Source organism: Qipengyuania zhejiangensis, from assembly GCF_035607565.1.
GTDB lineage: Bacteria > Pseudomonadota > Alphaproteobacteria > Sphingomonadales > Sphingomonadaceae > Qipengyuania > Qipengyuania zhejiangensis.
The window spans coordinates 804,894-831,381 of the sequence record NZ_JAYKGO010000001.1 but is presented as its reverse complement, the minus strand read 5'-3'; the positions used below and the strand labels follow the sequence as shown (position 1 = coordinate 831,381).

Sequence of the window (26,488 nt, the reverse complement as noted above, 5' to 3'; positions counted from 1 at the left end):
GAACATTCGCCGTGACCGCGATCAAGATTTGCGGCATTTCGACTGCCGAGACGCTCGATGCCGTAATCGCTTCGCGCGCCGAATTCGTCGGCTTCAATTTCTTCCCCCCCAGCCCGCGCCATGTCGGAACGGCGGAATTTTCCCAGCTCAGCGCACGGGCGGGCGATCAGGTCGGCAAGGTCGGCGTGTTCGTCGATCCCGATGATACGACACTGAACGAAACGCTTCGCGCGGGCGCGCTCGACGCTATCCAGCTCCACGGAGAGGAAACCGTGCACCGCGCCGCCGAAGTGCGCGCCCGTTTCGGTCTGCCGGTGTGGAAAGTGATCGCGGTTTCGAACGCGGACGATATCGCCAGGGCCGAAGCCTATCGGGGTGCCGCGGACTTCATCCTGTTCGATGCCAAGACACCTCGTGACGCGGCTTTGCCTGGCGGCATGGGATTGCGCTTCGACTGGTCGCTTCTTGCTTCGGTCAGGAACGGCACGCCCTGGGGCCTTGCCGGAGGGCTGTCGGCCGCGAATGTCGCGCAGGCGATCGCCGCCACCGGCGCTCAGCTGGTGGATACGTCCAGCGGGGTCGAAAGCGCACCGGGCGTGAAGGCCGTGGACAAGATTGCAGCCTTCTGCAAAGCGGCACGGCAATGACAAAGAACCCGAACTCCTTTCGCAACCAGCCCGACGAACGCGGCCATTTCGGCGACTATGGCGGTCGCTATGTCGCTGAAACGCTGATGCCGTTGGTCCTCGATCTGGAGCGTGAATACCGCAAGGCGCAGGCCGATCCGGCGTTCCAGGCGCAGTTCGACGATCTGCTGGAACATTACGTCGGTCGCCCGTCTCCGCTGTATTTCGCCGAACGCCTGACAGAGGCGCTCGGCGGTGCACAGGTCTGGTTCAAGCGGGACGAACTCAACCACACGGGCGCGCACAAGATCAACAACTGCATCGGGCAGATCCTGCTCGCCATGCGGATGGGCAAGACGCGGATCATCGCGGAAACGGGCGCGGGCCAGCACGGCGTCGCCACCGCCACGGTGTGCGCGCGTTTCGGCCTGCCCTGCACCATCTTCATGGGCGCAACCGACGTCGCGCGGCAGCAACCCAACGTGTTCCGCATGAAACTGCTCGGCGCCGAAGTGGTGCCGGTCACCGCCGGTGCCGCGACGCTCAAGGACGCGATGAACGAGGCGCTGCGGTATTGGGTCGCGAACGTCCACGACACCTTCTACATCATCGGCACAGCGGCGGGTCCACACCCCTATCCCGAACTGGTCCGCGACTTTCAGAGCGTGATCGGGAAGGAAGCCCGCGCCCAGATGCTGAGCCGGATCGACCGTCTGCCCGACCTGCTGGTTGCAGCGATCGGCGGCGGCTCCAACGCGCTCGGCCTGTTCCACCCCTTCCTCGACGATCCGGACGTGAAGATGCTGGGTGTCGAGGCGGCTGGCTACGGCCTCGACGGCGACCAGCACGCGGCGAGCTTGCTCGGCGGTTTCCCCGGCATCCTCCACGGCAACAAGACCTACCTGCTGCAGGACGATGACGGCCAGATCACCGAAGGCCACTCGATCAGTGCCGGTCTGGACTATCCCGGCATCGGGCCCGAACACGCCTGGCTCAAGGACATGGGCCGCGTCGAATACACCGCCGTCACCGACGACGAGGCATTGGACGCCTTCCAGTTGCTGTGCCGCACCGAAGGCATCATCCCCGCGCTCGAACCGAGCCACGCCATTGCAGCGGTGGCCAAAGTCGCGCCGACCATGCCCGAGGACAGCATCATCCTCGCCAACCTCTGCGGACGCGGCGATAAGGACATCTTCACCGTGGCCGACAAGCTTGGAGTGGAGATGTGAGCATGCAAAGAGCGGGAATGATCCTGGTTGGCCTGGCGCTGCTGCAGGCAATCGCGCTCATGATCTTCGGGAGGGACAACATCTACCTGCTCGCGTCATTTGGCATTTGCATGTTGGGTGGAGGCATCTTGCTTGCATTCGATGGCATGAAGAAATTGGCGAACGGAAAAGTCAGGATCCGCCCCCTGTCCGCGATCAAGATGGCACCGTTGCCGTTCGTGATCATGGCCGCCGCGGGCTTCCTTCTGCGTTTCGCCTTCCCCGATAGCGACCGCAGCCCGACGCAGATCGTGGCAACGGCATTCTTTTTTGCCGTCTTTATGAGTCTTTATCTAACAGCGTATCGCAAACCAGCATGACCCGCCTCATCTCCACCTTCTCCAAACCCCACCCTGCGCTCGTCTGCTTCATTACTGCGGGCGACGGCGATACCGCAGCCAATCTCGACGCGCTCGTCGAAGGCGGCGCGGATGTCATCGAACTGGGGATGCCCTTCACCGATCCGATGGCCGATGGCCCGGCGATCCAGGCGGCGAACATCCGCTCGCTTGGTGCGGGGACGTCCACGGCCGATGTCTTCCGCATCGCCACCGAATTTCGCCAGCGCCATCCCGACACCCCGCTGGTGCTTATGGGCTATGCCAACCCGATGGTCCGGCGCGGGTCGGAATGGTTCGCGCAAGCATGCGCCGAAGCTGGCGTCGATGGCGTGATCTGCGTCGACATCCCGCCGGAGGAAGACGACGCGCTCGGCCCGGCACTGCGCGCCAACGGCATCGCGCCGATCCGGCTTGCCACGCCCACGACCGATGCAAAGCGCCTGCCGCAGGTGCTCGATGGCTCGGCGGGCTTTCTCTATTACGTCTCGGTTGCCGGCATCACCGGCCTGCAACAAGCCGCCACTGCCAGCATCGAGGCAGCGGTCGCGAAACTGAAGGCGGCCACCGACTTGCCAGTAGCGGTGGGATTCGGCGTGCGCACCCCGCAGCAAGCCGGCGAGATCGCTCGTGTGGCCGATGGTGTCGTCGTCGGTTCGGCACTGGTGGAACTGGTCGGCGAACATGGGTCACAGGCACCGTCGAAGCTGCGCGAGCTTACCTCGGGTCTTGCCAAGGCGGTCCATTCGGCGGCAAGGGCTTCGGCATGAACTGGTTTACCCGCGTCCGTAACAACCTTTCGTGGCTGCCCAAGCGCAGCACCGACAAGGATCTCTGGGTCAAGTGTCCCGCGTGCCAGCAAATGGTGTTCGCGCAGGAATACGAAGAAAACGCCTACGTTTGCCCGCGGTGCGACAATCACGGCCGCATCGGTGCCGACGAACGCCTGCGCCAGATTCTCGACGAAGGCTTCGATGTTCTTCCCATCCCTGACGTAAGGGAAGATCCGCTCAAGTTTCGCGACTCGCAGAAATACACCGACCGGTTGAAGAAGGCCCGTGCCAACAGCCCGCACAAGGACGCCTTCCTCGTCGGTTCCGGCTCGATCGAAGGCAAGCCTGCGGTTGTCGGCGTGCAGGATTTCTCGTTCATGGGCGGAAGCATGGGCATGGCCGTGGGCACCGCCTTTTGCCAGGGCGCGGAACGCGCGCTAACGCGCCGGGCACCCTATATCGTGGTCACCGCCGCTGGCGGCGCACGGATGCAGGAAGGCATTCTCAGCCTGATGCAGATGCCCAAGGCCACCGTGATGACGCGCCGCCTCAAGGAAGCAGGCCTGCCGTATGTCGTCGTGCTGACAGACCCGACCACCGGCGGCGTCACCGCAAGCTACGCGATGCTCGGCGATGTCCACATTGCCGAACCGGGCGCCCTGATCGGCTTTGCCGGTCAACGCGTGATCCAGGATACGATCCGCGAACAATTGCCCGATGGCTTCCAGCGCGCCGAATACCTGCACAAGCACGGCATGGTCGACATGGTCGTCCACCGGCATGACCTGCGTGACATGCTGGCGACGGTCATCGATTACCTGGCACCCGCGCAGGCCGCCTGAGCCGCGCCATGCGGGATTTCGCCCGCTCCGATAGCCCCGCAGTCCAGGCCCAGCTCGACCGGCTGGGCGCGCTCTCCGTGCCGCAGGGGCGCCTGGGGCTGGCTACGATGCGCCAGCTGATGGGCCGCTTGGGCAATCCGCACTTGCGCCTGCCCCCTGTGCTTCACGTCGCCGGGACCAATGGGAAAGGCTCGACCTGCGCCTTCCTGCGCGCGATGCTCGAAGCGGGGGGCCACACGGTCCATGTCACCACCAGCCCGCATCTCGTCCGCTATAACGAACGGATACGCGTGGCGGGGCAGCTAATCTCCGACGAACGGCTGGCAACCCTGCTCGGGGAAATTCTCGATACCGGTGCAGACCTCGACCCCAGCTTTTTCGAAGTCACCATGGCCGCCGCGTTCACCGAATTCGCGCGGGTGCCCGCCGATGCCTGTATCGTCGAAGTCGGCCTGGGCGGGCGATTTGACGCAACGAATGTCATCGATTCGCCGATCGCCTGCGGCATCGCTGCGCTGGGGCTGGATCACGAGCGCTTCCTCCTCGAGCCAGAGGAAGGCACGCCGGACGATCCGATCGCCCGCATTGCCTTCGAGAAGTTCGGCATCGCCAAGACCGGCGCGCCGCTTTCCATGCTGGCGCCTCCGCCTGCGGCGCTGGACACGGTGCTCGATCTGGCACGCGAAAAAGCCATCGATTTGAAGATGGAGGGGCGCGACTGGTGGGTCCAGCGCGACGGGATCGCCAATGTCTACACACAGCAATCGGTCGAAATCGAGCTGGGGCAACCCGCCTTGCCCGGGGCCCATCAGGTCCGCAACGCCGGACTGGCTGCGGCGATGCTGCAATCGCAGGGCACGATCGAAGTTTCTGCCGATGCGATCCGCAAGGGAGTCAGGCGGGCGACATGGCCTGCCCGCCTCCAGATTTTGGATGACGGTCCGCTGACCCGCTTGATCCCGCATTGCGAATGGTTGCTTGATGGGGGCCACAACGTCCAGGCGGCCGAAATGCTCGCTTCCTATTTCGCCGGGCTGCCGAAGACACCGCGACACGCCATCGTGGGAATGCTGGAAGCCAAGGACTGGCGCGGGTTCATGCGGTTGCTGGCACCGCACTTCCGATCGCTCGTCGCTGTACCTGTCCCCGGGCACGAATCGGCCGAACCGTCACACGTCGCCAATTTCGCGAAGTCATGCGGAATGGCAAACGCCGCGACAGCCGACAATATCGAGATGGCATCAGGCGAGCTTGTGAAAATGGCCCGACCGGCGAATGCCCCCGTCGGCCAGATTTTCGTCGGCGGTTCGCTGTATCTTGCGGGGAAAGTCCTGGAACTGAACCGCCAGCTGCCGGACTAGGCCGAGTAAATTCCCTTGGCCCAGAGGCGCGATCGCAGCTTGCGTTCGCCAAATTCGTTGCGAACCACCAAAGCAGCCTGCTTGTTGGTTTCCTTGATGACACCGGGCCTCAGCAGTTCGTCGAAGGCAATCGCCAGATGGGCGCCATCGCGCCGTGTCACCGTGCCAAAGGCGTCGAAACCCAGCCATCGCAGGACACAGTCGTTCACGTCGAGCTTCGCCGCATCGGCCTCGTCCAGAAAGACGGCGTGCGCCCCGCCCTGCGAAAGGTCCATGATCTCGACCCGTTTACGGCCTTCAAGGGTTTCGAGATGGCCAAGCACGCCCAGCGCGACACGCAGAAACCCGCGGTTATGGGGCGTCTCAGGGTCTGATGGCTTCCCGTCCATTCTGCATAAAATACGTGGAACTGGTTAGAGCAAAATTAACGAGCCCCGCCACCGCGGCAGAGGCCGGACGCGCTGCTATTCGGCTGGCAGTCCTTCGCCTGCCTCCGGCGCGATTATACCTGCGGCGGCCTTCGATCGACTTTCGCGAATCCATTCGAAACCGACCAGCACCATCGCCCCCAGCCCGATGAAGGTCGTCAGGATGAAGACGTCGTAATACCCCTGGTTCTCGATCATTTCGCCCAGCGCCCCGCGGCCCAGGGTTCCGACCAGCAAGGTGAGCGACGACAGCAGCGCATACTGGACCGCACTGAACTGTTTCGAGACGATGGACGAAAGCCAGGCGATATAGGCGGCGCCCGCGACCCCGATGGCAAGGTTTTCGAACCCGATCGTGATCATCAACCGCGCGAGCTTGGCGCTGCCGCCCGGGAAGCTTTCAACCAGCGCGGAAAAGCCGATGAAGTCGCTCAACGCCTGCATATTGGCACCGCCAATCGCAAGGTCGGCATAGAGCAGGTTGGTGAGCGCCGCGAGAAGGCCGCCCAACATCAGCGTGAACATGCGGCCCAGCGCCGTCAGCATCCAGCCGCCCACGGCAAGGCCCAGAACGATTGCGCCCACGCCGAAGAACTTGGATGCCACCGCAACCTCGTCGTTCGTATACTGCAGTTCGCCGAGGTAGAACGGATAGGCAAACGTGCCCCAGATCGCATCGCAGATGCGATAGGTCAGGACGACCGCCAGGATCAGCACCAGCGACCATCCCATCCGGCCCACGAATTCGACGAGCGGCAGCACAAGCGCGCGGTAGAGATGATCGAGCGCGTAATCGCTGCCACTGGCGGGCGGGGCGTCCTGTTGCAGCAAATACGTGCCATCGCGCTTCTTGGCGGCAAGCCACCCGGCGACCAGCGCGGGAAGGACGATCGTGGCGACGATGATCCACGGGCCCACGTTCAGTGTGAAGTCGGTCGGGTTCGGCCGGTCTTCGGGGGCGTTGGTCATCGACTGGATCATGAATGTCATCACGACACCGATGGCCCCTGCCCACAGCAACCCGACGATGCCGAGCGCCCGGTTGCGGATGGTCGGCGACAGTTCGCCGGCAAACCGCAAGGCGCGCACCTGATCGTCACCATGCGCGGACGTCTGGCCGGCATCGTTGTCGGCGTTGGGGGCGAACAGGCCCACGGCACCGGCAAACACCAGGATGAAGCCCATCATCATGTACGTCTGCGGCCAGCCGATCCGCGCAGCGATAATCAGGCCCAGCGCGCCGCCGACGAGCGACGAGAGCCGATAGCCCATCTGGTACACGGTCGAGAGGATGTCGATCGTCGCCTTGTCGTCCGCCACGTCGATACGCCATGCGTTGATCGCAATGTCCTGCGTCGCGCTGGCGAAAGCGCCGATGCCGGCAAGGAGCGAGAACCAGCCCAGCTGCGTGCGCGGTTCGAGCAGGGCGAGCGTCACAAGTATCCCGCCGAGCAGCAGTTGCATCGGCACGATCCACTGCTTGCGCTTCCCCAGCCTGCGCAGGACCGGAATATCGACCTTGTCGATCAACGGCGACCACAGGAACTGGAAGGCGTAGGCAAGTCCGATGAGCGAGAAGATGCCCATCGTCTCGAGGTCGACTTCGGCCTCGGTCAGCCAGGCGAACAAGGTGCCGAGAAAGAGGGCGAACGGCAAACCGCTGGCGAAGCCGAACAGCAGCATGAAACCGGTCTTGCGGTTCCGGAGCGCCATGCCGAGCACGCGCCAACTGGATTTCCTGGGCTTCTGTGCGACCTCGGCCATTCCCTAGCGTCCTTCCTTTTGGGCTGTTTTTTTGCGACACTAGACACAGGAATGAGAGAGGAACAGGCGTCATGAGCGCTGTCGACACAAAACATCCCGCGCGCAGGCCGACTGACGGCATGCTGGCTCTGGCCAAGGATATAGCCGAGGGCCGCCAACGCGACAGCATCGGGACCAGCACCGTCCCGGCGCATGTCTATACCGACCCGGATTACTGGGCCCGGGAGAAAGCGGCGATCTATGATCGATTGCCCCAAATCCTGTGCCCTTCGGCCTTGCTGCCCGATCCCGGTATGGCTGTCCCGCACGATGCGACCGGGCGCCCCTTGCTGATCACGCGCGATGCGCAGGGCGCCGCGCATGTCTTCCTGAACGTCTGCCGCCACCGCGGCACGCGCCTGGTCGAAGGCAGCGAGGTGCAATGCACCAAGAAGCTGGTGTGCCCCTATCACGCCTGGACCTACGCGGTGGACGGGCGCCTGCTCGCCCTTCCCCGCCCCGACACCTTTCCCGGCCTCGACAAGGACGCGTACGGACTGGTGGAACTGCCCTCGCTGGAAACGGGCGGGCTCATCTGGTTCTCTCCCGAAACGCAAGGTGCCGATTTCGCGCAGGCCGAGATGCTGGGGGAGGATTTCGACGCGCTGGGCATGGGCGAACACGTGCTGTTCCGCCGCAAGACGCATCGCGTGGCGGGCAACTGGAAACTCATCATGGACGCGTTTCTGGAAAGCTACCACGTCACCCGGCTCCACGCGAAGACCATCGGTCCTTTCTTCAAGGATGGCGCGACCAGCGGGGACATGATCGGCCCGCACGCCCGCAGCGCCGTGGGGCGGCTCGAAGAGATGGAAGGCGTCGACCTGGAGAAGATGGCGGACCTGCGCCGCGTGGTGACATTCGCCTATCAGTTGCTTCCCGGGGCGCTGATCATCCCCAGTCCCGATTACATAAACGTGATGGTGATGATGCCGCAGGCGCACGACCTGACGCTGGTCGAAGACTTCATGCTGATTCCCGAACACCCGTCGAGCGACAAGGCGCGCGACCATTGGGAACGCAGCTGGGCGCTGCTGGACGGCGGTGTTTTTGCGGGTGAGGATTTCCGCGCCGCCGAGCTTGGACAACAGGGACTTGCAACCGGTGCGGTGCCGCATCTGACGCTCGGCACGATGGAAGGCGGTATCCGGCGATACCACGAGACCGTCGAAGAAGCCTTGCGGGCGGCCAATTGAAGGCCTAACCGCGCGGCCATGGCCGAAAACAGACTTCCCGAAGATGGCGACCGGATCGCCAAACTGCTTGCGCGCGCAGGCGTGGCGAGCCGACGCGAGGTCGAACGCATGATTGCGGATGGCCGCGTGGCCGTGGACGGAAAGGTTCTGGACACTCCGGCGGTCAAGCTGGCCAACCTCAATGGCGTGACGGTTGACGGCAAGCCGGTGGGCAAGGCCGAAGCCACCCGTCTGTTTGCGTTCCACAAGCCCGCTGGCCTGCTCACGGCGGAACGCGACCCCCAGGGCCGGCCGACGATTTACGCCGCGCTTCGCAACGCCCTTCCCAAGGAAGCCGGGCGCGTGATGCCGGTGGGCCGACTGGACTTCAACACCGAAGGCCTCTTGCTGCTTACCAATGACGGCGAGCTCAAGCGTGCGATGGAACTGCCCTCGTCCGGCGTGCCGCGCACATACCGCGCGCGCGCATTCGGTGACGTGACGCAGGCGCAGCTGGACGAACTGGTCGAGGGAATAGAAATCGACGGCATCCGTTATGGCCGGATCGAAGCCGACCTCGAGCGCGGTTCGGGCAAGAACCGGTGGATCGAAATGAAGCTCACCGAAGGCAAGAACCGCGAAGTGCGCCGCGTCCTCGAGCATCTCGGCCTGCAGGTTAACCGCCTGATGCGCACCGCCTATGGCCCTTACGAACTGGCGGACTTGCCGCGCGGGCAGGCGGTGGAAATCCGCCAGGTCGACGTGGAACGGTTCCGCAAGGGGCTGCTGCGAGGAATCAAATGAGGGTGATCGCTGGCGAATGGCGCGGCCGCAAACTGGTGGCGCCGCCGGGTGAGCTGACACGTCCCACGGCCGACCGCACGCGCGAGACGTTGTTCAGCATGTTGGCCAGCCGTCTGGGCAGCTTCGAGGATCTGGGCGTGCTGGACCTGTTCGCAGGGTCGGGCGCGCTCGGCCTGGAAGCACTGTCGCGCGGGGCGGCAACCTGCACTTTCATTGAACAGGAAGCCAGCGCGGTAAAGGCGATCCGCGCGAACATCGATGCGCTGGGGGCACGCAATCGGACGGTCGTCCAGCAAAGCTCGGTGATGACCCTTGGCCCGGCTAAAAAGGCGCATGACCTGATCCTGCTCGATCCGCCCTACGCCACGGGCGCAGGCCAGGTGGCGCTCGACCGGATGATCCGGCTGGGCTGGATTGACGCCGCCACGTGGATCGCGCTCGAAACGGGCGCCAAGGAAGATGTCGAGGTGAAGCTTCTCAGGGTCGATGCCGATCGCAAGGTCGGCAAGGCGAAGCTCACTCTCCTGCGTCTCGACGCCTGATCCGAACCTAAAAAAAGGGACGGACCCGCCGCGGCGGATCCATCCCCTCCAAGCGGCGCGCGAGCCAAACGGCGTCAACGCGGCCAAACCTGGATTACTTGTTCGGGTTATTCACCGGAAGTTTGCCCGGAATTTCGCTTGCCGGACGACCAGGCCAGTAGTTCAGCGGGCGGTTACCGGTCTTGTTCTTTTCCCAGGAATTGATGCACCCGTCCTGCTGCTTCGCGGTACAGACCGGGATATTGTCACCCGAAACCGCCTTGTAGCTGGCCGGCGTGGTCTGGGTGACTTCGCGGCTGACAAAGCGCGGCCCCGCGTTGGCCGACGCAGCGGTGCGGGCCGTTGCAGCGGTTTCGCTCGCGCTCATCTGCTGACCGATCGTGGTCCATGTCGCCACGCGCTGTTCCGGCGTCATTTCGTAAATCCGCACGCGCTGGGTATCGTTCAGCATCCACCAGCCGTCGGCCTGCATCGGCTCGAGGGTCCAGTAGTATTCCTGGAGGGTATAGGGCCACGCATCGTAGGTGCTCTGACGCTCCATCGGCCAGCCATCATAGGAAAGCTGCTGAACGTCGGTCAGCACATAAACCGTACCGTCCTGCGCGACTGCGACATCCTGCGCGATTGCAGGGGCGGCGGTGAATGCAAGGGCAGCGGCGCCCGCAAGGATCAAGTTCTTCATCGGGTATCTCCAAATAAGCGATTGCTCATAGTTACGCGGCAAACACCGCGACGGTTCCAGACCCCACCATCTGCGCAACGCTTGCCTTGGCGCCCTTCGTTCCCTAGCTGTTCCACCAGCTATGCACGACAATCCGCCCCCTTCCCCGACCGACCAGGATTCGCAGATTCCCGCCTATGCGGCGCCTCTGAACACGCCTCAGCGCGCCGCGGTTCTGACAACCGAAGGGCCTGTGCTGATGTTGGCGGGAGCGGGCACCGGCAAGACCGCAGCGCTTACCGCAAGATTGGCACATCTCGTCGCAACCCGCCGGGCATGGCCTTCGGAAATCCTGTGCGTGACCTTCACCAACCGCGCCGCACGCGAAATGAGAGAGCGTGTTGGCCGGCACATCGGCGATGCGGTCGAAGGGATGCCGTGGCTGGGCACCTTTCACTCGATCGGCGCCCGGATGCTCCGGCGTCATGCCGAACTGGTCGGGTTGCAGAGCAATTACACCATCATCGACACGGACGATCAGCTGCGCCTGCTCAAGCAGCTGATCCGAGACAACGACGTTGACGAAAAACGTTGGCCCCCGCGCCAGTTGGCCGGACTGATCGATCGCTGGAAAAACCGCGGCCTCAACCCCGGCGATCTCGATACGATCGAGAACGAAAGCTACGCGAACGGCAAAGGCGCGCAGTTCTATACGCTGTATCAGGAACGGCTGAAGACGCTGAACGCCTGCGATTTTGGCGATTTGCTGCTGCATATGCTCAACATTTTTCGCCAGCACCACGATGTGCTGGCGCAGTATCAGCAGCGTTTCAAATACATCCTTGTCGACGAATATCAGGACACCAATCAGGTCCAGTACCTGTGGCTGCGGCTGCTGGCTCAGGAGCGCAAGAACATCTGCGTGGTGGGTGACGACGACCAGTCCATCTATTCATGGCGCGGTGCAGAAGTCGCCAATATCCTTCGGTTTGAAAAGGATTTTCCAGGCGCTGCGGTTATCAAGCTGGAGCAGAATTACCGGTCCACTCCGCAAATCCTCGCCGCCGCTTCAGGTCTCATTGATGCCAACAGCGAACGGCTGGGAAAGACACTGTGGACCGAACTTCCGGCGGGCGACAAGATGCGGGTCATCGGGGTGTGGGACGGCCCGGAAGAAGCACGCCGCGTCGGCGAGGAGATAGAACGGCTCGAGGCCGAAGGCGCGCCGCTGGACCAGATCGCCATTCTCGTCAGGGCCCAATACCAGACGCGCGAATTCGAAGACCGGTTCATCCAGATCGGTCTCAATTACCGCATCGTCGGGGGCTTCCGCTTTTACGAACGCGCGGAAATCCGCGATGCCCTCGCTTACCTCCGCGTGATCGAGCAGCCAGCCGACGACCTGGCATTCGAACGGATCTACAATCAGCCCAAGCGCGGTCTGGGCGCCAAGACGCTGGAAACGATGCAACGCCATGCGCGGGACCTGCAAGCACCGTTGGTGGCTGCATCGCTCGACTTGTGCGAAACCGATGACCTCCCGGCGCGCGCGCGCAACACACTCGTCGGGCTGCTGGGCCAGGTGGTCCATTGGCGCGAACAGGCCGAGAAGGTATCGCCATCCGAACTGCTGCGATCCGTAATTACGGAAAGCGGGTACGAGGAAATGCTCCAGAAGGATCGTAGCGCGGAAGGGGCCGGCCGGCTTGAAAACCTTTCCGAACTCGCCCGCGCCATGGAAGACTACGAAACGCTCACCGACTTCCTCGAGCATGTCTCGCTGGTCATGGACAACGATGCGCGCGACGATGGCGAGAAGGTCACCATCATGACCATGCACGCGGCCAAGGGGCTGGAATTCAACAACGTCTTCCTTCCTGGCTGGGAAGAAGGGGTCTTCCCCAGCCAGCGCTCGCTTGACGAAGGCGGCCTGGCCAGCCTCGAAGAAGAACGGCGCCTCGCCTATGTCGCGATCACCCGCGCCAAGCGTCGTTGCACCATTTTGCATGCGGCCAACCGGCGTATTTATGGGCAGTGGACCAGCTCGATCCCCAGCCGCTTCATCGAAGAACTGCCGGAAGACACCGTTTCTCGCGAGACGACGATGACTGGCGGAGCGTCGCTCTGGCGCGCCAACTGGAGCGAAACGGACGATCCCTTCGCGCACGTAACCGCCAACCGTCCCGAGCGTTCATCGGCGCGTGGACCCGGCTGGCAACGCGCGATGTCCACCGGATACGATGCGACGCCCAAACGACTGGCCGAACCGGGGCGAAGCGCAGCCAGTTTTGCCGCCAAACCGCGCAGCGACATCGCCATTGGCGCGCGCGTCTTCCATGACAAGTTCGGCTATGGAACCGTGACCGATCAGGAAGGCAACAAACTGACCATCGGGTTCGAAAAATCAGGTGAAAAGCGCGTGATAGACAGGTTCGTCAAGCTCGCGGACTAGTTCGCCAACGTCAGCTTTCCGCGCCGCGTTCGGTAGCCTCGAAGGCCTTGCGCTTGCGATAACGTGCCTCCCAAGGCCGAACGAGTTCGCCCCAGATAGTGCGTGTGCCTTCCGCGATTCCGGTCTCGCAATCGCGATACGGCGCCGGATCGCGGTATGTGCCGAACATCACATCTATGAACGAGAATGTGTTGGCATAGTTCGATCCCATCAGACGCTCGTCCCTGATGTGGTGCAACCGGTGGGCCGCAGGGGACATGAGCACCTTTCCCACACGGTCGAAGGTCCAGGGCACGTCCGCGTGGATGAAGTACCCCCAGAAGCCGCGGATCATCAGCCCGCCGCCAATCGCCCACACAGGCAACCCCAACGCGACGGCCGGAAGTGTATCGACGATCACGCTCAGCAGCTTGGCCACCGGGTGTTTGCGCTGGACGGACAGCCAATGCATCGCGGTATCGGAATGGTGTGTCGCATGAAACCGCCACAAGGCAGGTTCGTGCTCCAGCCGATGCCGCCAATAAGCGGTAAAATCGATCAGAAAGATCGCGGCCAGAACCGCCAGCCCGCCATTGACGCCTTCCCAGAAGGATTGCAGCGCCGCGCTCGTCCCGATGAACGCGTGCAGGCTTTGTGTCGGGGCAACGAGCAACGGCGCGATCAGAATTGAATTGATCAGGGCCAGCCACAAGTTCGTCACGAATTCTGGACGGCTGCGCTGGGCGGCGTCCACAACGGCGCGGCGTTTAACCGCGACAGCCAATATCCCGAACACGGCCCCGTGCAGCACGAGCAGGATCACCGTAGTGGTTATGAGATCGGCGAAGTAATCCATCGGCCAATAATGCAGCAGCCATGGTGAACAAACAATAAAAAAGCCCCGAGCGATCTAAACCGTCAACCCCCGGTAACTGATTGTCCGACCAGAGCGGACACGGGATTCCACGAAGGTTATATCCCTCAGGAAGAGCCGGTTGTTCGCGCCATTGGCGATTTGGCTATCACAGAATGTGCGGCTGAAGGGATCGTAGAACGCCTCGACAAACCCTTCACGTAAAAGCTGCGCGCGCAAGGCCGAGCTCACGGTTTCAATCAGGAGAACGCGAAGCTGCGGTTCCGCCAGAAGCGCACCCGCCACTGCAAAAACAGGGTCTTCGGCCCCCTCTACATCGACCTTGATCGCGACAAGACCTTTCCCTGCGAAAAGATCGTCGGCCCGCATGGCGATGACTTGCTGTGCACCTGCGACGGAAGCGTCGGTAATTCGGTTGGTTGCATCGCGGCCGGAAGAAAAAGCCACGGTGCCCCGGCAATCGCTGAGGGCGACGGGGTGGACTTCCACGCGATCCGCGATCGAATTGGCCGCGATGTTTTGCATGAGGGCGCCCAGGGTTTCGGGTGCAGGCTCCACCGCGTGAACACGGGCGCCGCAAACTTTTGCCGCGAAAACGGTATAAACCCCGGCATTGGCCCCGACGTCGCCAAAGACCTCGCCTTCCCGAAGGAAGTGGCCAACCAGCGCCATGTCGGCAAATTCGTGCAGCCCGTAATAATGGTATCCGGTGGCACCACGCATTCCGCGGCGGATCACAAGCTTGCTATCTGCGATCCACGCGACCGTGTGGGGGCCGCGGTCCAGCGCGCTTCGAATTTGCCAGCGAACGATACGCGCAAAGGTGCGGACACGGCTTTGCCGCGCCCACGGGTGATCCCATGCGTACAGAATGATATTCCGCCAGGCATCGCGTAATCGGGAGATCACACGCACACCCGCCTTTTGCGAAATCGGCAGCCCCTAGAGGGCCGAGACATCCAGGAAACCGGGCACCGGCCCGTTCCATTCATCCGCATCGGCCGGAGCGCTGCTCTTCGCACGTCCACGGGACGGCTTGGCCTTGCTTTCCGCCTTCGGCTTGCGTTCGCGTTTCGGTGCAGGCTCGGAATGCTCGGCAGCATCTGCCTTCTCCGCAGCCTTCGCCTTGCGCTCGGGCGTGGCCTTACGCTCGGGCGTGGTCTCACGCCCGGGCTTGGTTTCGACCGGATCTTCGCTCTTTTCACGGCGGGGTTTGCGCTGCCTGGGCTTGGACGCTTCCTGTTCGGCCTCGGCCGGCTTTTCGGAAGATCCGGTGTCCTTCATGGCAACGCGCACATCGCTCTTGCCGAAAACCGGAATGACAGCGCCAGTCAGTTTTTCGACGTTCGCAATAGCTTCGGCATCGTCTTCCGCGACAAGCGTGAAGGCACGGCCTTTCGCACCTGCTCGGCCCGTGCGGCCGATGCGGTGGACATAGTCGTCGGGATGCCAGGGCGTGTCGAAATTGAACACGTGGCTCACACCCTTGATGTCCAGACCGCGTGCGGCAACGTCCGAGGCGACCAGGATGTTCACCTGTCCGGCCTTGAAGCGGTCAAGTTCCTTGATTCGGCTCGACTGGTCCATGTCACCATGGATTTCGGCGCTGGCAAAGCCATCGGCCTGCAGGCTCTTGTTGAGCTCGCGCACCGTGGTCTTGCGATTGGCGAAGATGATCGCCGTTTCGACAAGGTCGTTCGCCAGCAGCCAGCGCAGCGTATCGCGCTTCTGGCGCGCCTTCGTCGGCACCTTGAACGCGGTGATATCCTTGTTCGTGCTGGCCGCGCGGCTGACCTCGATCCGCTTGGGATTGTTGAGGAACTTCTTTGCCAGCTTTTCGATCGGCGGCGGCATGGTGGCCGAAAACAGCATCGTCTGACGCGTGTCGGGCAGCTTGTCGCAGATGAATTCGATATCGGGAATGAAGCCCATGTCGAGCATACGGTCGGCTTCGTCGATGACCAGAAGCTCGCAACCGTTCAGCAGGATCTTCCCGCGTTCGAACAGGTCCATGAGACGGCCCGGCGTTGCGATCAGGACGTCGACGCCTTCGTTGAGCGCCTTGACCTGGTCGCCCATCTGAACGCCGCCGATCAGCAGCGCCATCTTGAGGTCCTGGTACTTGCCGTACTTCACGAAGTTTTCGGCGACCTGCGCCGCGAGTTCACGCGTCGGTTCGAGGATCAGCGAACGCGGCATGAGCGCACGACGGCGACCGCTTGCCATGATGTCGATCATCGGCAGGACGAAGCTGGCGGTCTTGCCCGTACCGGTCTGCGCGATGCCGATGATGTCCTTCATCATCAGCACAGGCGGAATGGCTTCACGCTGGATGTCGGTCGGCTCGGTATAGCCGGCTTCTTCCACCGCTTTGAGCAAGTCTTCGGAAAGGCCGAGATCGGCGAATGTCATGCGCGTAAGATGTGTCCCTGGATATTGGCCGACGAAGTCCCGCGCGGACGCGGCATTCGGCTCGCCGCGCCCTTCGCCCGATTAGGCGGAGAAGTCAAGGTTTACGGGGTGTGCCCGCTCGGTGATCTAGTTCCCGCGACTTACGGCCACGAGCCGGTTGAGCTCGGATACCTGGCACTTGGCACCCGCGCGGGACAGCAACCGGTCACGGTTGATGCACAGTTGCCCGTCCTCGCTGCGTTCCATGTAGAACCCGAGGTAGAAATCGCGCGGACTGCAGGCCTTTTCCAACTGCGCGGAAACCATGCTGCGGTCGCGCATGTAGATGATCAGGCGGCTCCCCCTGTCGGACACGCCGGCTATGCCGCTGGCGGGAATGCAACGCCCCATCGGACGCTCGACCAGCCGCGACGGCGCAGGGCGCTGAGGCAGATCGGCCAGCATATCGCTCCGGACGCCGCCGGGCTGCGGGGAAATTCGCAGGATCACACGCCGTTCGATGCGCACCTGGTTCGCGACGGGAGCGCGTGCGCCTTCGACCAGTCCCATCCAGTCGGGCGCGCGGCGAGACATGGCGCCTTGCGTCACGATCGGTGCCGGTTCCCGCGCCTGCTGAACGGTTTCTGCCCGCGCCACCGCGTCAACGTCGGCGCCGAATGGCAGCAGCAGCGAAAGGATGGCGGAAACGAATGGCATTGGCGCGTCTGGTATGCTCCGTGGCCGCATCATGCGTCTTGTGCGTGGCCGGTTTCGAGCGTCCGTCTCGGCCCACGCGCTTGAATATCCGCTTAATTGATCTGGCAGGGAAGGCAAATACTGGCGCGTATGGCGGCAACTGTGGCAAGGATGCCGCAATGTCCGATCACGATGCCTTTCTTGCCGCAGCCCGGGACTTGCTCGGCCCTCGCGGTTTCACGACCGATCCCGAACTGGTGATGCCCTGGCTCACCGACTGGAGAGGACGGTACAGTGGGCGCGCCCTCGGACTGGCATCGCCAGCATCGACCGAAGAAGTCGCGGCCTTCGTGAAGCTTTGCGGCGCCCACGCCATTCCCATCGTTCCGCAAGGCGGAAACAGCGGCATGTCCGGCGGGGCGACCCCCGATGAAACCGGCACGGCCGTGCTCCTATCCTTGCGCCGGATGGATGCCATCCGCGAGTTCGATGCCGAAGGCCGGCAGGTCACGTGCGAGGCGGGCGTCGTGCTCCAGCGCTTGCACGAGGCAGCTGCGGATCACCGGCTGCGGTTCCCCTTGACGCTTGGCGGCAAGGGATCGGCCACCGTCGGCGGCCTCGTTTCCACCAATGCGGGCGGAACGCAGGTCCTGCGCCACGGAACCATGCGGGCGCAGGTACTGGGCCTCGAAGCGGTGCTGGCAGACGGGTCAGTGTTCGACGCGCTGACGCCCCTCAAGAAAGACAACCGTGGATTCGATCTCAAGCAAATGCTGATCGGATCGGAAGGAACATTGGGCATCGTAACGGCGGCAACCCTGCGCCTTTTGCCTGAAACCGGTGGCCGGATCGTTGCGTGGGCAGGCCTTGCGTCAATCGCCGCCGCGCGCCAGCTTCTGCTTCATTGCGAACGGATTGCCGGGGATGCGCTGGAAGGTTTCGAGGTCATGCCCGCGCATTGCCTCGAATCGGTATTGGCGCACCTGCCCGACGCACGCGCACCCCTGTCCGGCAAGCATTCCTGGAACGCGCTGATCGAACTGGTGGCGCCTGCTGGCGCAAGTGACCGTCTGGATGAAACGGTTTCTGCGATGCTCGAAAGTGCCCTCGACAAGGGCCTGCTGGAGGATGCGACGATCGCGGCGAGCGAAACGCAGGCGGAGGCTTTCTGGCAATTGCGCGACAGCGTTGCCCCGGCGGAGCGCGCGATCGGACCCGCCATGCAGCACGACATTTCCGTACCGGTTTCGCGCATGGCCGATTTCGTCGATCAGGCCGCGCCGCAGGTGGAGGACCGGTTCCCGGGTACGACGGCAGTCGGATTCGGGCATCTGGGCGATGGGAACATCCACTTCCATGTGCTCGCCCCTCCTGGCGCAGCGCGCGGGGAATGGGAGGCAAACGACGGCAAGGCCATCAGCGCATACGTCCACGATCTTGTCACCGGTTTCGGCGGTTCCATCAGCGCGGAACACGGCATCGGCCAGATGAAGCGCGATGAACTGGGCCGTCTGGGCGATCCCGTGGCGCTGGGATTGATGCGCAGCGTCAAGCTGGCGCTCGACCCGCACGGGTTGCTCAATCCGGGCAAGCTGGTGCCGCTTGCGCTGGCGGACGCAACCCCTTAAAGCGCGCAGCTTCACGCGCGCGTGCCGTCTGGTGCGCCGTCAAATTCACTGAATCCGGAGAGTCCCAATGGCCAGCGCGCCGCAGCCGATGCTGCCCCTCTTTTATAACGATCTGATGCCGCTCAACAGCAACGATCACACCAAGTATCACACGCGGTCTATCGACCTCGCGCCGTGGCTCTCGAAGCAGCACGCCGTGCCGCTGACGGTCGACGAATTCGTGCAGGCACAGCGTTTCTTTCCGATCGTATTCTCGATCGGCGAAGCACCGCTTCCGCTGGCGCTGATGGCCCTCAACGAAGGCGTCAACACCTTCGTCGACGACACCGGCAAGGTGATCGAGCCGGTGTATATTCCTGCCTATATCCGCCGCTATCCCTTCATGCTGGCCCGCCTGAAGCCCGACAGCGACGAGATGTCGCTGTGCTTCGACCCGACCGCCGAATCGGTTGGCGAATTCGACGAAGGCGAAGCTTTGTTCGACGGCAAGGATCCCAGCGCTGCGACCAAGCAGATCCTGGAATTCTGCGAAAACTTCGAACAGGCCGGCCAGCGCACCCAGAACTTCATGAAGGAACTGAAGGACCACGACCTGCTGATGGACGGCGAAGTCGCCATTCAGGTGCCCGGTCAGGAACAGCCCTTCGTTTATCGCGGCTTCCAGATGATCAACATGGAAAAGCTGCGCGCAGTTCGCGGCGATCAGCTTCGCAAGTGGAATGATAACGGCCTGCTGCAGCTGATTTACGCACACATCTTCTCGCTCGAGCAGATGCGCATAATCTTCGGTCGTCAGACCCAGCAGGGCACCGCTCCCAAGGGTTCGCTCGCCGAAAATGGCGCACCCGCTGCTTAATTCGCTATCACGCGGGGCGGCCCGGTTCCTGCCGGCCGCCCCGCGCAACTTCTTAATGCACGCCGCGGCCTTGCTTGCCGTGTGCGTTCCGGCGCCTGCCCTCGCCCAGTCCGCACCGGCGGCCGAACAGACCCGCGATCCCTATCCGCTCGAAATTTTTCAGAGCCGCGAAGATCGCCTGTTTCAGATCGGCTACCGGCTCGCCACGGCCAATGCGCCTTTCTGCGAGCGGACCGTTCCGACGCTCGGCCTGCTGATCCACGATGCCCGCAGTTATGGCAACGCCTCTATCGTGCGCCAATTGTTCGGGCTTGCGGGCGATATCGGTGTGCAATCCGCCGCCCTGGGCTCACCGGCTTACGCTGCCGGATTGCGCCAGAACGCCACCCTGGTCCAGGTCGACGGGGAAGACATCGAAACGCGCTGGCTTCCCGGCAAGGAAGGGTTCGAGCGGCCCACCGCCATCCGCAACTGGATGGACGATGCCCTCACCCGTGGCCCCGTTACCCTTGGATGGACCGATCGCGACGGTACGGTATCCAGCGCGACCGTCGCAGGGGTGCCTGCTTGCCAGAGCCGTTTCGAACTTATCGATTCCTCGATCGGCGCCTCGGCGGATGGATCACGCGTGTCCGTGGGCGAGAATTTCCCCGCCTTTGCCTACACCGATGACGAATTTGCCGCCGCTATCGCGCATGAGATGGCGCACAATCTGCTCGGCCATCTGGACCTGTTCGAAGAAACCGGGCGCAAGCGGCAACTCGTGCGGCTGTCCGAACGGGATGCCGATCGCCTGATGCCCTGGCTGCTTCACAACGCCGGATACGATCCCGAAGCCGCCGTTCGGTTTATGCGCCAGTGGGGGCCGCGGTACGGCGGGTGGATATTTCGCAAGCGCACCCACGACGGTTGGGACGAGCGGGTCGAGCTGATCGAGGCCGAATTGCCGCGTGTCGCAGCGGCCGCGACAGCCAATGGCAAAGCCGACTGGAAAACCGGTTTCGTGCGATTGCTGCAACCGGAATAGTCGGGCATCACCCATCGCGGAAATGTGACGTCGGGCGCTGTTCCGGCAAGATCGAGTGGAGAGGGTGATGTCCGGGATCGTTCCTGTGGTTCTGTGCGGAGGGAGCGGCACCCGCCTGTGGCCTCGTAGCCGGGCGGACCGGCCCAAGCCGTTCATCCCGCTGTTGGGGGACCGCACACTTTACCAGGCCACGCTGGACAGGTGTAAAGATCGCACCCTCTTCGATGCCCCGATCGTGGTGGTGGGCGAAAAGCATCTCGAATTCGCCCTGCCCCAATCCAACGATGTTGCACCTGATGCCCGCTTTATCGTGGAACCAATGGGGCGCAACACCGCGCCGGCAATCGCTTTGGCCGCGCATGCCCTTTCCCCGGATGCGATCATGCTGGTCTGTCCGAGCGACCACTTCATCGCAGACCTTGCTGCCTTCCGCAGCGCCGTCACGGTGGCGGCGGACCTTGCGCGCGAAGATTACCTCGTTTCCTTCGGCATCGAACCGACTGCGCCAGAAACGGGCTATGGATACCTGCGCCGCGGGGATGCGTTGCCGGGTGGCCACAGCATCCACAGCTTCGTCGAGAAGCCCGATTTCGAAACCGCATGCAAATTTCTCGCAGCGGGCGATTACGCCTGGAACGGCGGTATCTTCGCCTTTCGCGCAGGCTTCTTCCTGGCAGAGCTGGAACGTCATCGTCCGGCGCTGGCGGCCGCGACCGCTGCCGCCTTTCAGAAGGCAAACCGTGCATCCGGCCATATCCGCCCGGACGAACCCACCTTTGCTGGCATAAAAGGTGAATCCGTCGATTACGCGGTCATGGAAAACACCGATCGCGCGGCCATGGTCGATGTCGCGATGGGCTGGTCGGATATCGGCAATTGGGATGCCCTGATGTCGAAACGCAGCTCCGATGAAAACGGGAACGTAGTTTGCGGACCGGGCGAAACAATCGGGTCGACAGGCGTTATGATCGACAGCGATGGCCCGCATGTCACCGTGATCGGCGCAACCGACCTGGTCGTGATCGTCGATGGTGACGATGTGCTGGTCACCGCCCGCGACGCGGTACAACGCGTTGGGGAAGCCAGCCGGTGCCGCAAGCAATGATCCGAAAGCTGGCTCGCCACACGGTCGAAAAAGTCTGGGGCGTCGAAAAGCTTCCCGAACCCTTCGACCATGACAGCCCCGAACGGATTGGCGAAGTGTGGTTCGACCCGCCGCCTGAATTGCAGCAACTGCTGGTCAAGTTCATCTTCGCGAGCGAGCGATTGTCGGTTCAGACGCACCCTGACGACGCGCAGGCCCGCACCATGGGTCTTGGCACGAATGGCAAAAGCGAATGCTGGATCATCGTCGATGCCGCACCCGATGCGGTGATCGCCGCCGGCTTCAAAAGCGCGATGGCGATCGAGGATGTCCGGTCTGCGGCGATGGACGGATCGATTGTCGATCGACTGGTCTGGCACAAGGTGAAACGCGGGGATGTCTTCTATATTCCTGCCGGGACGGTCCACGCGATTGGCGGCGGCGTGGGTCTGATCGAAGTCCAGCAAAACAGCGACATAACCTTCCGGTTGTTCGATTATGGCCGCCCACGCGAATTGCACCTGGACGCTGGCCTTCAGGTGGCCAGTTGCGAGCCATATGCGGACGAAAACCGGAGCCGTATCGATGGCGACACGGGCCTGCTGGTCGACGGCCCGCATTTCAGCTTGTCATTCGCCCGATGCGCCGGTGGTCGCGCAGTGGATCTGACGGACAGCCAGTCCACGTTGATCATCCCATACGCAGGGACCGTCCGGTTCGGCGATGAAGTGCTGGAGGTGGGTGACTGCGCGGTGACCCAGCAGGGGAGCGCCGTAACGCTATCTGGCGATGGAATCGCCCTGATCGCCAAGCCAAAGATTCCGCCCCAAGACGCAAGCTGACGAAGCGCTCCGGCAGTGCGCCGAACGGCGGCTGTTTGCCCCCGCAAAAGCCTTGAAAGCCAAATTTGGCGCACCTATTTCGGGCGTGCCGGACGATGCACCCCTCATGGCTAGTCCGGCAAGATGCACGCGAGTGCATTTCCTCCCTGAACCTTGGCCACCTCGTGCGTTTCGCACGAGGTGGTTTTTTCTTGGGGTCACTCGGCCGCCTGGGCCAACCGCGTCGGCCGGCCCATTTCGGCAACCTCGTGCCCAAGAGCCTGGACCAGCCCGCCAAGCAGCCTGCCGATTCCGGACAAGCGCGCGCTTGGCTGATCGAGGCGGGAATCGAGATACAGGCTGCGGCAGACCTCGATCTGGATAGCGTGGATGCCGCGCACCGGTTGTCCGTAACGATCCAGCATATGGCCACCGGCATAAGGCCGGTTATGCGCCACGCGCCTGCCGTGTCCGCCCAGATACCGCATGGCAAGGTCTGCAAGACCGCCATCGCACGAAGCGCCAAAACGGTCGCCGAGCACAAACTCCGCCGGCAATTCGCCCGGCGTGCTGCGGCGCAGCGGGGGCATGGAATGGAGATCGACCAGAAGGGCCGCCCCCCACACGTCGCGGAGGCGGTCGAGTTCGCGGCCCAGGGCAGCGTGATAGGGTGTGTAGACCAGGGCGATCCGCCGGTTGAGATCTTCCACGGAAACAGGGCCGCGCCAGATCTCGCCCATCCCCGGTATCCGGCGCGGTATAAGCCCCAAGCCGTTCCGCGCCCGTCGGTTCACCATCGAATGCCGGGCTACCTTCGGCTTGCTACCCATAACCATGCCCCAGTCGATGTCATCGGCCGAGCGGTTGAGATCGAGCATCGCGCGCGGTGCTTCGGCGGCCAGAAACGACACGTCGATTTCCGCCGCGATCTGGTGCCCAATCTGACCCACATGGCGATCTTCGAGGCGGGGACAGGTGTTTGCCGGGTCACGCATCCGCTCCAGCAACGTGTCGGGATAACGCCGGCCATCGTGCGGAACGGCGAGGAGAACGGGCAGATCGCCCGATTGCGACCGCCACAGACGGAACGAGGGATCGGATTCGCGCCCGGGGATCGCGCCGCCCGCTTCGTCCGGTTCCCGGATCAATCCGCCCGTCAAAATGATTCCTGCATCATGAAGAACGAACATAATGACGACGGGGGCCAAGGCATAGCCCCGACCCCCGCGTCATTTTTCATCGGTATTATGCGGATCAGGCGATCAAGAGCATATCCGCGCCCAGGATGTCCGGGTCGAAGCCCTTCGGCAGTCCACCGATCGGTTCGGCAGGCACGGGGTTTCCGAATGCCTCGAAATCTGCCGCGGAAAGCAAGGTGCCCGCCGCAACGGTGGCGAAAAGCACCTTTGCGCCGCTGCCGCTGCCATCCGCATCGTAGAATATCTCGCCCGTCGACTTGCGATAGATAATCCGGTCGTCGGCATCCAGGGCGTCAGTCCCGGTGCGGAAAGCGCCCGCGTTCAAAGTGCCCACAACGCTGATCTGGGCGAATATCCCGCGATCGAGCTGGATCGTGTCGATCCCGACCTCGAAATCGACAATGGCGTCGACGTTGGTCGCCGAAAGTGCCGACGAGAAGTAGAAATCGTCGCTACCGGATTCGCCAACCAGACGGTCGTTCCCGTCGTCACCCCAGATGGAATCGTTACCGGCGCCGCCCTTGATCAGGTCGTCTCCGATGCCGCCGACCAACAAGTCGGCCCCATTGTCACCGCGGAGGGTATCCGCGCCGTCACCGCCGTAGATACGGTCGGCGTCGTCGCCGCCGCGCAGCAGATCGTCGCCGTTACCACCGTAGATGCGATCGATGCCGCCGTTCCCCTGGATACGGTCGTTTCCATCCTCGCCATAGAGGTAGTCATCGCCTTCGCCGCCACCGAGATTATCGGCGCCCTGCCCGCCGCGGATCGTATCGGCATCGTTTCCGCCGCGCAGGTAATCGTTGTTCGAATCGCCGAAGATCTGGTCGATCCCGTCGCCGCCGAAAATCACGTCGGCACCGAAGCTGCCGGTCATGTAATCGTTGCCCGATCCACCGTTCATCGTGTCGGCAAGACCTTCGCCGTGCATCGTGTCGGCACCCGATCCGCCCAGCAGCGTGTCCTGACCGCCGCCACCAAACAGCGTGTCATCGCCGTTGCTGCCGACGAGCCGGTCATCCCCGCCGCCGCCTTCGAGCCGGTCGTTCCCATCGAGACCGTTGAGATCGTTGGCGAGGTCGTTGCCGATAATGGTGTCGTTGCCGCTACCGCCGCGCGCGTTTTCGATGTCCACGCCGCGCCCGATCACGACATTACCGACCAGACCACCAATGTTCATGAAGGTTTCGGGGTTCAAGTTGATCAGCTGGTCCGCCGCGAAACCGGAATAATCCAGCATGTCCAAGCCGGCGCTGTCGTAGATGGCATAGGCCGTATCGGCGAACTGGGTCGCATCGTGGATGGCCCGGTCGGAGTTCGAATTGAATCCGTAGGTGGTGTTGCCCGTCCGGGTCGTGGTGGAAGCGCCGTAATGGGATGTGATCGCCACGATATCGCCGGCCATCGGGGTCGTCACCAACGCCCAGCTGAAGCCCTGGATGCCGAAGAACGTGTTCTCCTCCTGATCGAAGTAGGACATCACCGTGGTTGCCCACGCATCGTTCAGATAAAGCGCATCGGTGGGATAGTTGGCCGAACCGTTGTAATCGCCGCCATGCCCAAGACCCAGGGCATGCCCGATTTCGTGGATGTAGGTCTGGAAGGAATAGGTGTCGAACGTCACCCCGTAGGTGTCGAGCCACGAGGTCGAGATGTTTACGAGCGCAGAGTTGATCTGGACAGTGTTCGGACCGGTGCCGGTCGCGCTGGTAAATTCGGCGTAAGCGCCGGAATCGGTTTCCTGGAAGGTGATTTCCGCGGCGACGCTGACTTCCACGAAGTTGATGCCGGTAATGTCCGACCAGAGATCCAGCGCGGCACGCGCGAGGTTCTGAGCATCGGCCTCGATCGCGGTCAGGTTGACGGTGATCGATCCGTCTGCACCGACATCGAACGAGAACGTGTTACCGCCCCAATACCCTTCGAGCAGCTGAAGCGCGATTTCATCATAGGTGAACTCGGTCAACGGCGGGGGCGGATCGGTGTACTGCGTTTCGATGATATACGAACCGGTGTAACCGTCCGCAAAGGCTCCGGCGTCGATGTAATAGGTTCCCGACGACAGCGCCTGGAACACCACTTCGGAATCGAGCGTGCCCGAATCGTCGTTGGAAGCGACCAGATTGCCCGCTGCGTCGTAGATACGCAGATAGGGATCGTTCAGGTCGACATTTCCGATGCCGCTGAGGTTGATCTGGACCGTTTCGCCTTCGACCAGCTGGATCGCGTAACGATCATGATCACCCACAACGTCGAGGTAACCGACCTGCGAATTTCCGATATTGATGGAAATGTCGGTGGAGTTGTCATCTGCTACATCGGCAAGCGACACGATCAGTTCGTATTCACCGGCATAGGAGTCGGCAAACGCACCGGCGTCGATATAATATGTGCCGTCCAGCGTGGTAATGTAGGTCAGGAACGAGTTGAGCGACCCGAAATCATCATTGGCCGCAACGACATTGCCGGCGGCGTCGCGCAGTTGGAGCAAAGGATCGGAAAGCGGCGATGCGCCTGCGCCGTTCAACGCGATCGATATGCGCTGGCCGATGGACAGGTCGATACGAAACCAGTCGGTGTCGCCTTCGGTTTCGAGGACATTGACCGTTGTGCTGTCGATGGTGACGACCGCCGTGGTCGAGGAATCTCCCGGAATGTCGATATACGATCTGACGATCTTTTCCGCTGCAATCTCGAACGTTGCAGCCGGACTGGCCGTTTGGGTCGTGTCACCAGCAAGCGCCCACTGACGCAGCCCCCATTCGCCCCGTCCAAGATTTTCCGTAAACATCGATGCTCTCCCTAGCCCAATTCGACTTGTGAACGTGCGACCCGGCCCAAGCCATTACTGTGGTGA

24 protein-coding genes are annotated in these 26,488 nt (G+C 62.7%); 15 read left to right on the top strand and 9 right to left on the bottom strand.

Annotation, left to right across the window (positions count from 1 at the left end; translation table 11 throughout):
• Positions 1-11: 11 nt before the first annotated feature.
• Genes VR863_RS03985 through VR863_RS03960 form a run of 6 tightly spaced genes read left to right on the top strand, consistent with a single transcriptional unit; the run spans position 12 to position 5,211 of the window.
• Complete coding sequence (locus VR863_RS03985; protein WP_324827134.1) at positions 12-647, top strand: phosphoribosylanthranilate isomerase; 636 nt, start codon at positions 12-14, stop codon at positions 645-647.
• The gene (trpB, locus tag VR863_RS03980) at positions 644-1,858 is read left to right on the top strand and encodes a tryptophan synthase subunit beta (RefSeq protein ID WP_324827133.1); all 1,215 of its coding nucleotides are present in this window, start codon (positions 644-646) and stop codon (positions 1,856-1,858) included. The genes VR863_RS03985 and trpB overlap by 4 nt, the downstream gene beginning before the upstream one ends.
• Before the next feature lie 17 nt (positions 1,859-1,875).
• Entirely contained in the window at positions 1,876-2,217 is a 342-nt protein-coding gene (locus tag VR863_RS03975; RefSeq protein ID WP_324827132.1) for a hypothetical protein, read from the top strand.
• Complete coding sequence (gene trpA, locus VR863_RS03970; protein WP_324827131.1) at positions 2,214-3,005, top strand: tryptophan synthase subunit alpha; 792 nt, start codon at positions 2,214-2,216, stop codon at positions 3,003-3,005. Before VR863_RS03975 ends, trpA begins: the two co-directional genes overlap by 4 nt.
• Positions 3,002-3,850 carry an acetyl-CoA carboxylase, carboxyltransferase subunit beta gene (gene accD / locus VR863_RS03965; RefSeq protein ID WP_324827130.1) on the top strand — a complete coding sequence of 283 codons (849 nt, stop codon included), beginning with the start codon at positions 3,002-3,004 and terminating at the stop codon, positions 3,848-3,850. The genes trpA and accD overlap by 4 nt, the downstream gene beginning before the upstream one ends.
• Positions 3,851-3,858: 8 nt before the next feature.
• Positions 3,859-5,211, top strand: coding sequence for a bifunctional folylpolyglutamate synthase/dihydrofolate synthase (locus VR863_RS03960; RefSeq protein WP_324827129.1), 1,353 nt, complete (start codon positions 3,859-3,861; stop codon positions 5,209-5,211).
• On the opposite strand, the gene VR863_RS03955 is transcribed toward VR863_RS03960, so the two are convergent.
• Complete coding sequence (locus VR863_RS03955; protein WP_324827128.1) at positions 5,208-5,600, bottom strand: hypothetical protein; 393 nt, start codon at positions 5,598-5,600, stop codon at positions 5,208-5,210. The two genes, VR863_RS03960 and VR863_RS03955, sit on opposite strands and share 4 nt — an antisense overlap.
• Before the next feature lie 75 nt (positions 5,601-5,675).
• Positions 5,676-7,403 (bottom strand): AmpG family muropeptide MFS transporter, encoded by a 1,728-nt coding sequence (locus VR863_RS03950; RefSeq protein ID WP_324827127.1) that lies wholly within the window; start codon positions 7,401-7,403, stop codon positions 5,676-5,678.
• Positions 7,404-7,474: 71 nt separating this feature from the next.
• Here VR863_RS03950 and VR863_RS03945 point away from each other — a divergent pair, with 71 nt between their 5' ends.
• The 3 genes from VR863_RS03945 to rsmD are packed head-to-tail and all read left to right on the top strand — an operon-like array spanning position 7,475 to position 9,963.
• Positions 7,475-8,638: an aromatic ring-hydroxylating oxygenase subunit alpha gene (locus VR863_RS03945; protein ID WP_324827126.1), complete on the top strand. Its 1,164-nt coding sequence runs from the start codon at positions 7,475-7,477 to the stop codon at positions 8,636-8,638.
• 18 nt (positions 8,639-8,656) lie between these two features.
• Positions 8,657-9,421 carry a pseudouridine synthase gene (locus tag VR863_RS03940; RefSeq protein WP_324827125.1) on the top strand — a complete coding sequence of 255 codons (765 nt, stop codon included), beginning with the start codon at positions 8,657-8,659 and terminating at the stop codon, positions 9,419-9,421.
• Entirely contained in the window at positions 9,418-9,963 is a 546-nt protein-coding gene (gene rsmD, locus VR863_RS03935) for a 16S rRNA (guanine(966)-N(2))-methyltransferase RsmD (protein WP_324827124.1), read from the top strand. Before VR863_RS03940 ends, rsmD begins: the two co-directional genes overlap by 4 nt.
• A 94-nt stretch (positions 9,964-10,057) precedes the next feature.
• Here the strand turns inward: rsmD and VR863_RS03930 are convergent, their stop codons facing one another.
• On the bottom strand, positions 10,058-10,645 hold the full coding sequence (locus tag VR863_RS03930; protein ID WP_324827123.1) for a hypothetical protein: 588 nt from the start codon (positions 10,643-10,645) through the stop codon (positions 10,058-10,060).
• Between the two features lie 121 nt (positions 10,646-10,766).
• Here VR863_RS03930 and VR863_RS03925 point away from each other — a divergent pair, with 121 nt between their 5' ends.
• Positions 10,767-13,076, top strand: coding sequence for an ATP-dependent helicase (locus VR863_RS03925; RefSeq protein WP_324827122.1), 2,310 nt, complete (start codon positions 10,767-10,769; stop codon positions 13,074-13,076).
• Between the two features lie 10 nt (positions 13,077-13,086).
• Here the strand turns inward: VR863_RS03925 and VR863_RS03920 are convergent, their stop codons facing one another.
• The 4 genes from VR863_RS03920 to VR863_RS03905 all read right to left on the bottom strand — a co-directional run bounded on the left by VR863_RS03920 (position 13,087) and on the right by VR863_RS03905 (position 17,037).
• On the bottom strand, positions 13,087-13,911 hold the full coding sequence (locus tag VR863_RS03920; protein WP_324827121.1) for a sterol desaturase family protein: 825 nt from the start codon (positions 13,909-13,911) through the stop codon (positions 13,087-13,089).
• Between the two features lie 54 nt (positions 13,912-13,965).
• The gene (locus tag VR863_RS03915; RefSeq protein ID WP_324827120.1) at positions 13,966-14,601 is read right to left on the bottom strand and encodes an FkbM family methyltransferase; all 636 of its coding nucleotides are present in this window, start codon (positions 14,599-14,601) and stop codon (positions 13,966-13,968) included.
• 270 nt (positions 14,602-14,871) lie between these two features.
• A complete protein-coding gene (locus VR863_RS03910; RefSeq protein WP_324827119.1) occupies positions 14,872-16,341 on the bottom strand; it encodes a DEAD/DEAH box helicase in 1,470 nt (489 codons plus the stop codon).
• A 126-nt stretch (positions 16,342-16,467) separates the two neighbouring features.
• Positions 16,468-17,037 (bottom strand): hypothetical protein, encoded by a 570-nt coding sequence (locus VR863_RS03905; RefSeq protein WP_324827118.1) that lies wholly within the window; start codon positions 17,035-17,037, stop codon positions 16,468-16,470.
• 158 nt (positions 17,038-17,195) lie between these two features.
• Here VR863_RS03905 and VR863_RS03900 point away from each other — a divergent pair, with 158 nt between their 5' ends.
• From VR863_RS03900 to VR863_RS03880, 5 genes are all read left to right on the top strand, one after another.
• Entirely contained in the window at positions 17,196-18,644 is a 1,449-nt protein-coding gene (locus VR863_RS03900; protein WP_324827117.1) for an FAD-binding oxidoreductase, read from the top strand.
• A 67-nt stretch (positions 18,645-18,711) separates the two neighbouring features.
• Positions 18,712-19,500 carry a SapC family protein gene (locus tag VR863_RS03895; protein ID WP_324827116.1) on the top strand — a complete coding sequence of 263 codons (789 nt, stop codon included), beginning with the start codon at positions 18,712-18,714 and terminating at the stop codon, positions 19,498-19,500.
• Positions 19,501-19,555: 55 nt separating this feature from the next.
• Positions 19,556-20,527 (top strand): hypothetical protein, encoded by a 972-nt coding sequence (locus tag VR863_RS03890; protein ID WP_324827115.1) that lies wholly within the window; start codon positions 19,556-19,558, stop codon positions 20,525-20,527.
• A 67-nt stretch (positions 20,528-20,594) separates the two neighbouring features.
• Positions 20,595-21,632, top strand: coding sequence for a mannose-1-phosphate guanylyltransferase (locus tag VR863_RS03885; RefSeq protein ID WP_324827114.1), 1,038 nt, complete (start codon positions 20,595-20,597; stop codon positions 21,630-21,632).
• The gene (locus VR863_RS03880) at positions 21,629-22,453 is read left to right on the top strand and encodes a class I mannose-6-phosphate isomerase (RefSeq protein ID WP_324827113.1); all 825 of its coding nucleotides are present in this window, start codon (positions 21,629-21,631) and stop codon (positions 22,451-22,453) included. The genes VR863_RS03885 and VR863_RS03880 overlap by 4 nt, the downstream gene beginning before the upstream one ends.
• Before the next feature lie 197 nt (positions 22,454-22,650).
• Here VR863_RS03880 and VR863_RS03875 read toward each other — a convergent pair whose 3' ends face one another.
• Complete coding sequence (locus tag VR863_RS03875) at positions 22,651-23,580, bottom strand: N-formylglutamate amidohydrolase (protein WP_324827112.1); 930 nt, start codon at positions 23,578-23,580, stop codon at positions 22,651-22,653.
• 106 nt (positions 23,581-23,686) lie between these two features.
• A complete protein-coding gene (locus tag VR863_RS03870; RefSeq protein ID WP_324827111.1) occupies positions 23,687-26,422 on the bottom strand; it encodes a M10 family metallopeptidase C-terminal domain-containing protein in 2,736 nt (911 codons plus the stop codon).
• Between the last annotated feature and the right edge of the window lie 66 nt (positions 26,423-26,488).

Excerpts from the sequence above, each read along its gene's own strand:
- rsmD (WP_324827124.1), top strand. The coding sequence starts at position 9,418 with ATGAGGGTGATCGCTGGCGAATGGCGCGGCCGCAAACTGGTGGCGCCG.
- VR863_RS03905 (WP_324827118.1), bottom strand. The coding sequence starts at position 17,037 with ATGCCATTCGTTTCCGCCATCCTTTCGCTGCTGCTGCCATTCGGCGCC.
- VR863_RS03925 (WP_324827122.1), top strand. The coding sequence starts at position 10,767 with ATGCACGACAATCCGCCCCCTTCCCCGACCGACCAGGATTCGCAGATT.
- trpB (WP_324827133.1), top strand. The coding sequence starts at position 644 with ATGACAAAGAACCCGAACTCCTTTCGCAACCAGCCCGACGAACGCGGC.
- accD (WP_324827130.1), top strand. The coding sequence starts at position 3,002 with ATGAACTGGTTTACCCGCGTCCGTAACAACCTTTCGTGGCTGCCCAAG.
- VR863_RS03960 (WP_324827129.1), top strand. The coding sequence starts at position 3,859 with ATGCGGGATTTCGCCCGCTCCGATAGCCCCGCAGTCCAGGCCCAGCTC.
- VR863_RS03950 (WP_324827127.1), bottom strand. The coding sequence starts at position 7,403 with ATGGCCGAGGTCGCACAGAAGCCCAGGAAATCCAGTTGGCGCGTGCTC.
- VR863_RS03900 (WP_324827117.1), top strand. The coding sequence starts at position 17,196 with ATGTCCGATCACGATGCCTTTCTTGCCGCAGCCCGGGACTTGCTCGGC.
- VR863_RS03955 (WP_324827128.1), bottom strand. The coding sequence starts at position 5,600 with ATGGACGGGAAGCCATCAGACCCTGAGACGCCCCATAACCGCGGGTTT.
- VR863_RS03940 (WP_324827125.1), top strand. The coding sequence starts at position 8,657 with ATGGCCGAAAACAGACTTCCCGAAGATGGCGACCGGATCGCCAAACTG.
- VR863_RS03910 (WP_324827119.1), bottom strand. The coding sequence starts at position 16,341 with ATGACATTCGCCGATCTCGGCCTTTCCGAAGACTTGCTCAAAGCGGTG.
- VR863_RS03945 (WP_324827126.1), top strand. The coding sequence starts at position 7,475 with ATGAGCGCTGTCGACACAAAACATCCCGCGCGCAGGCCGACTGACGGC.
- VR863_RS03890 (WP_324827115.1), top strand. The coding sequence starts at position 19,556 with ATGCACGCCGCGGCCTTGCTTGCCGTGTGCGTTCCGGCGCCTGCCCTC.
- VR863_RS03885 (WP_324827114.1), top strand. The coding sequence starts at position 20,595 with ATGTCCGGGATCGTTCCTGTGGTTCTGTGCGGAGGGAGCGGCACCCGC.
- VR863_RS03880 (WP_324827113.1), top strand. The coding sequence starts at position 21,629 with ATGATCCGAAAGCTGGCTCGCCACACGGTCGAAAAAGTCTGGGGCGTC.
- VR863_RS03920 (WP_324827121.1), bottom strand. The coding sequence starts at position 13,911 with ATGGATTACTTCGCCGATCTCATAACCACTACGGTGATCCTGCTCGTG.
- VR863_RS03895 (WP_324827116.1), top strand. The coding sequence starts at position 18,712 with ATGGCCAGCGCGCCGCAGCCGATGCTGCCCCTCTTTTATAACGATCTG.
- VR863_RS03870 (WP_324827111.1), bottom strand. The coding sequence starts at position 26,422 with ATGTTTACGGAAAATCTTGGACGGGGCGAATGGGGGCTGCGTCAGTGG.
- VR863_RS03915 (WP_324827120.1), bottom strand. The coding sequence starts at position 14,601 with ATGGCGCTGGTTGGCCACTTCCTTCGGGAAGGCGAGGTCTTTGGCGAC.
- VR863_RS03975 (WP_324827132.1), top strand. The coding sequence starts at position 1,876 with ATGATCCTGGTTGGCCTGGCGCTGCTGCAGGCAATCGCGCTCATGATC.
- trpA (WP_324827131.1), top strand. The coding sequence starts at position 2,214 with ATGACCCGCCTCATCTCCACCTTCTCCAAACCCCACCCTGCGCTCGTC.
- VR863_RS03930 (WP_324827123.1), bottom strand. The coding sequence starts at position 10,645 with ATGAAGAACTTGATCCTTGCGGGCGCCGCTGCCCTTGCATTCACCGCC.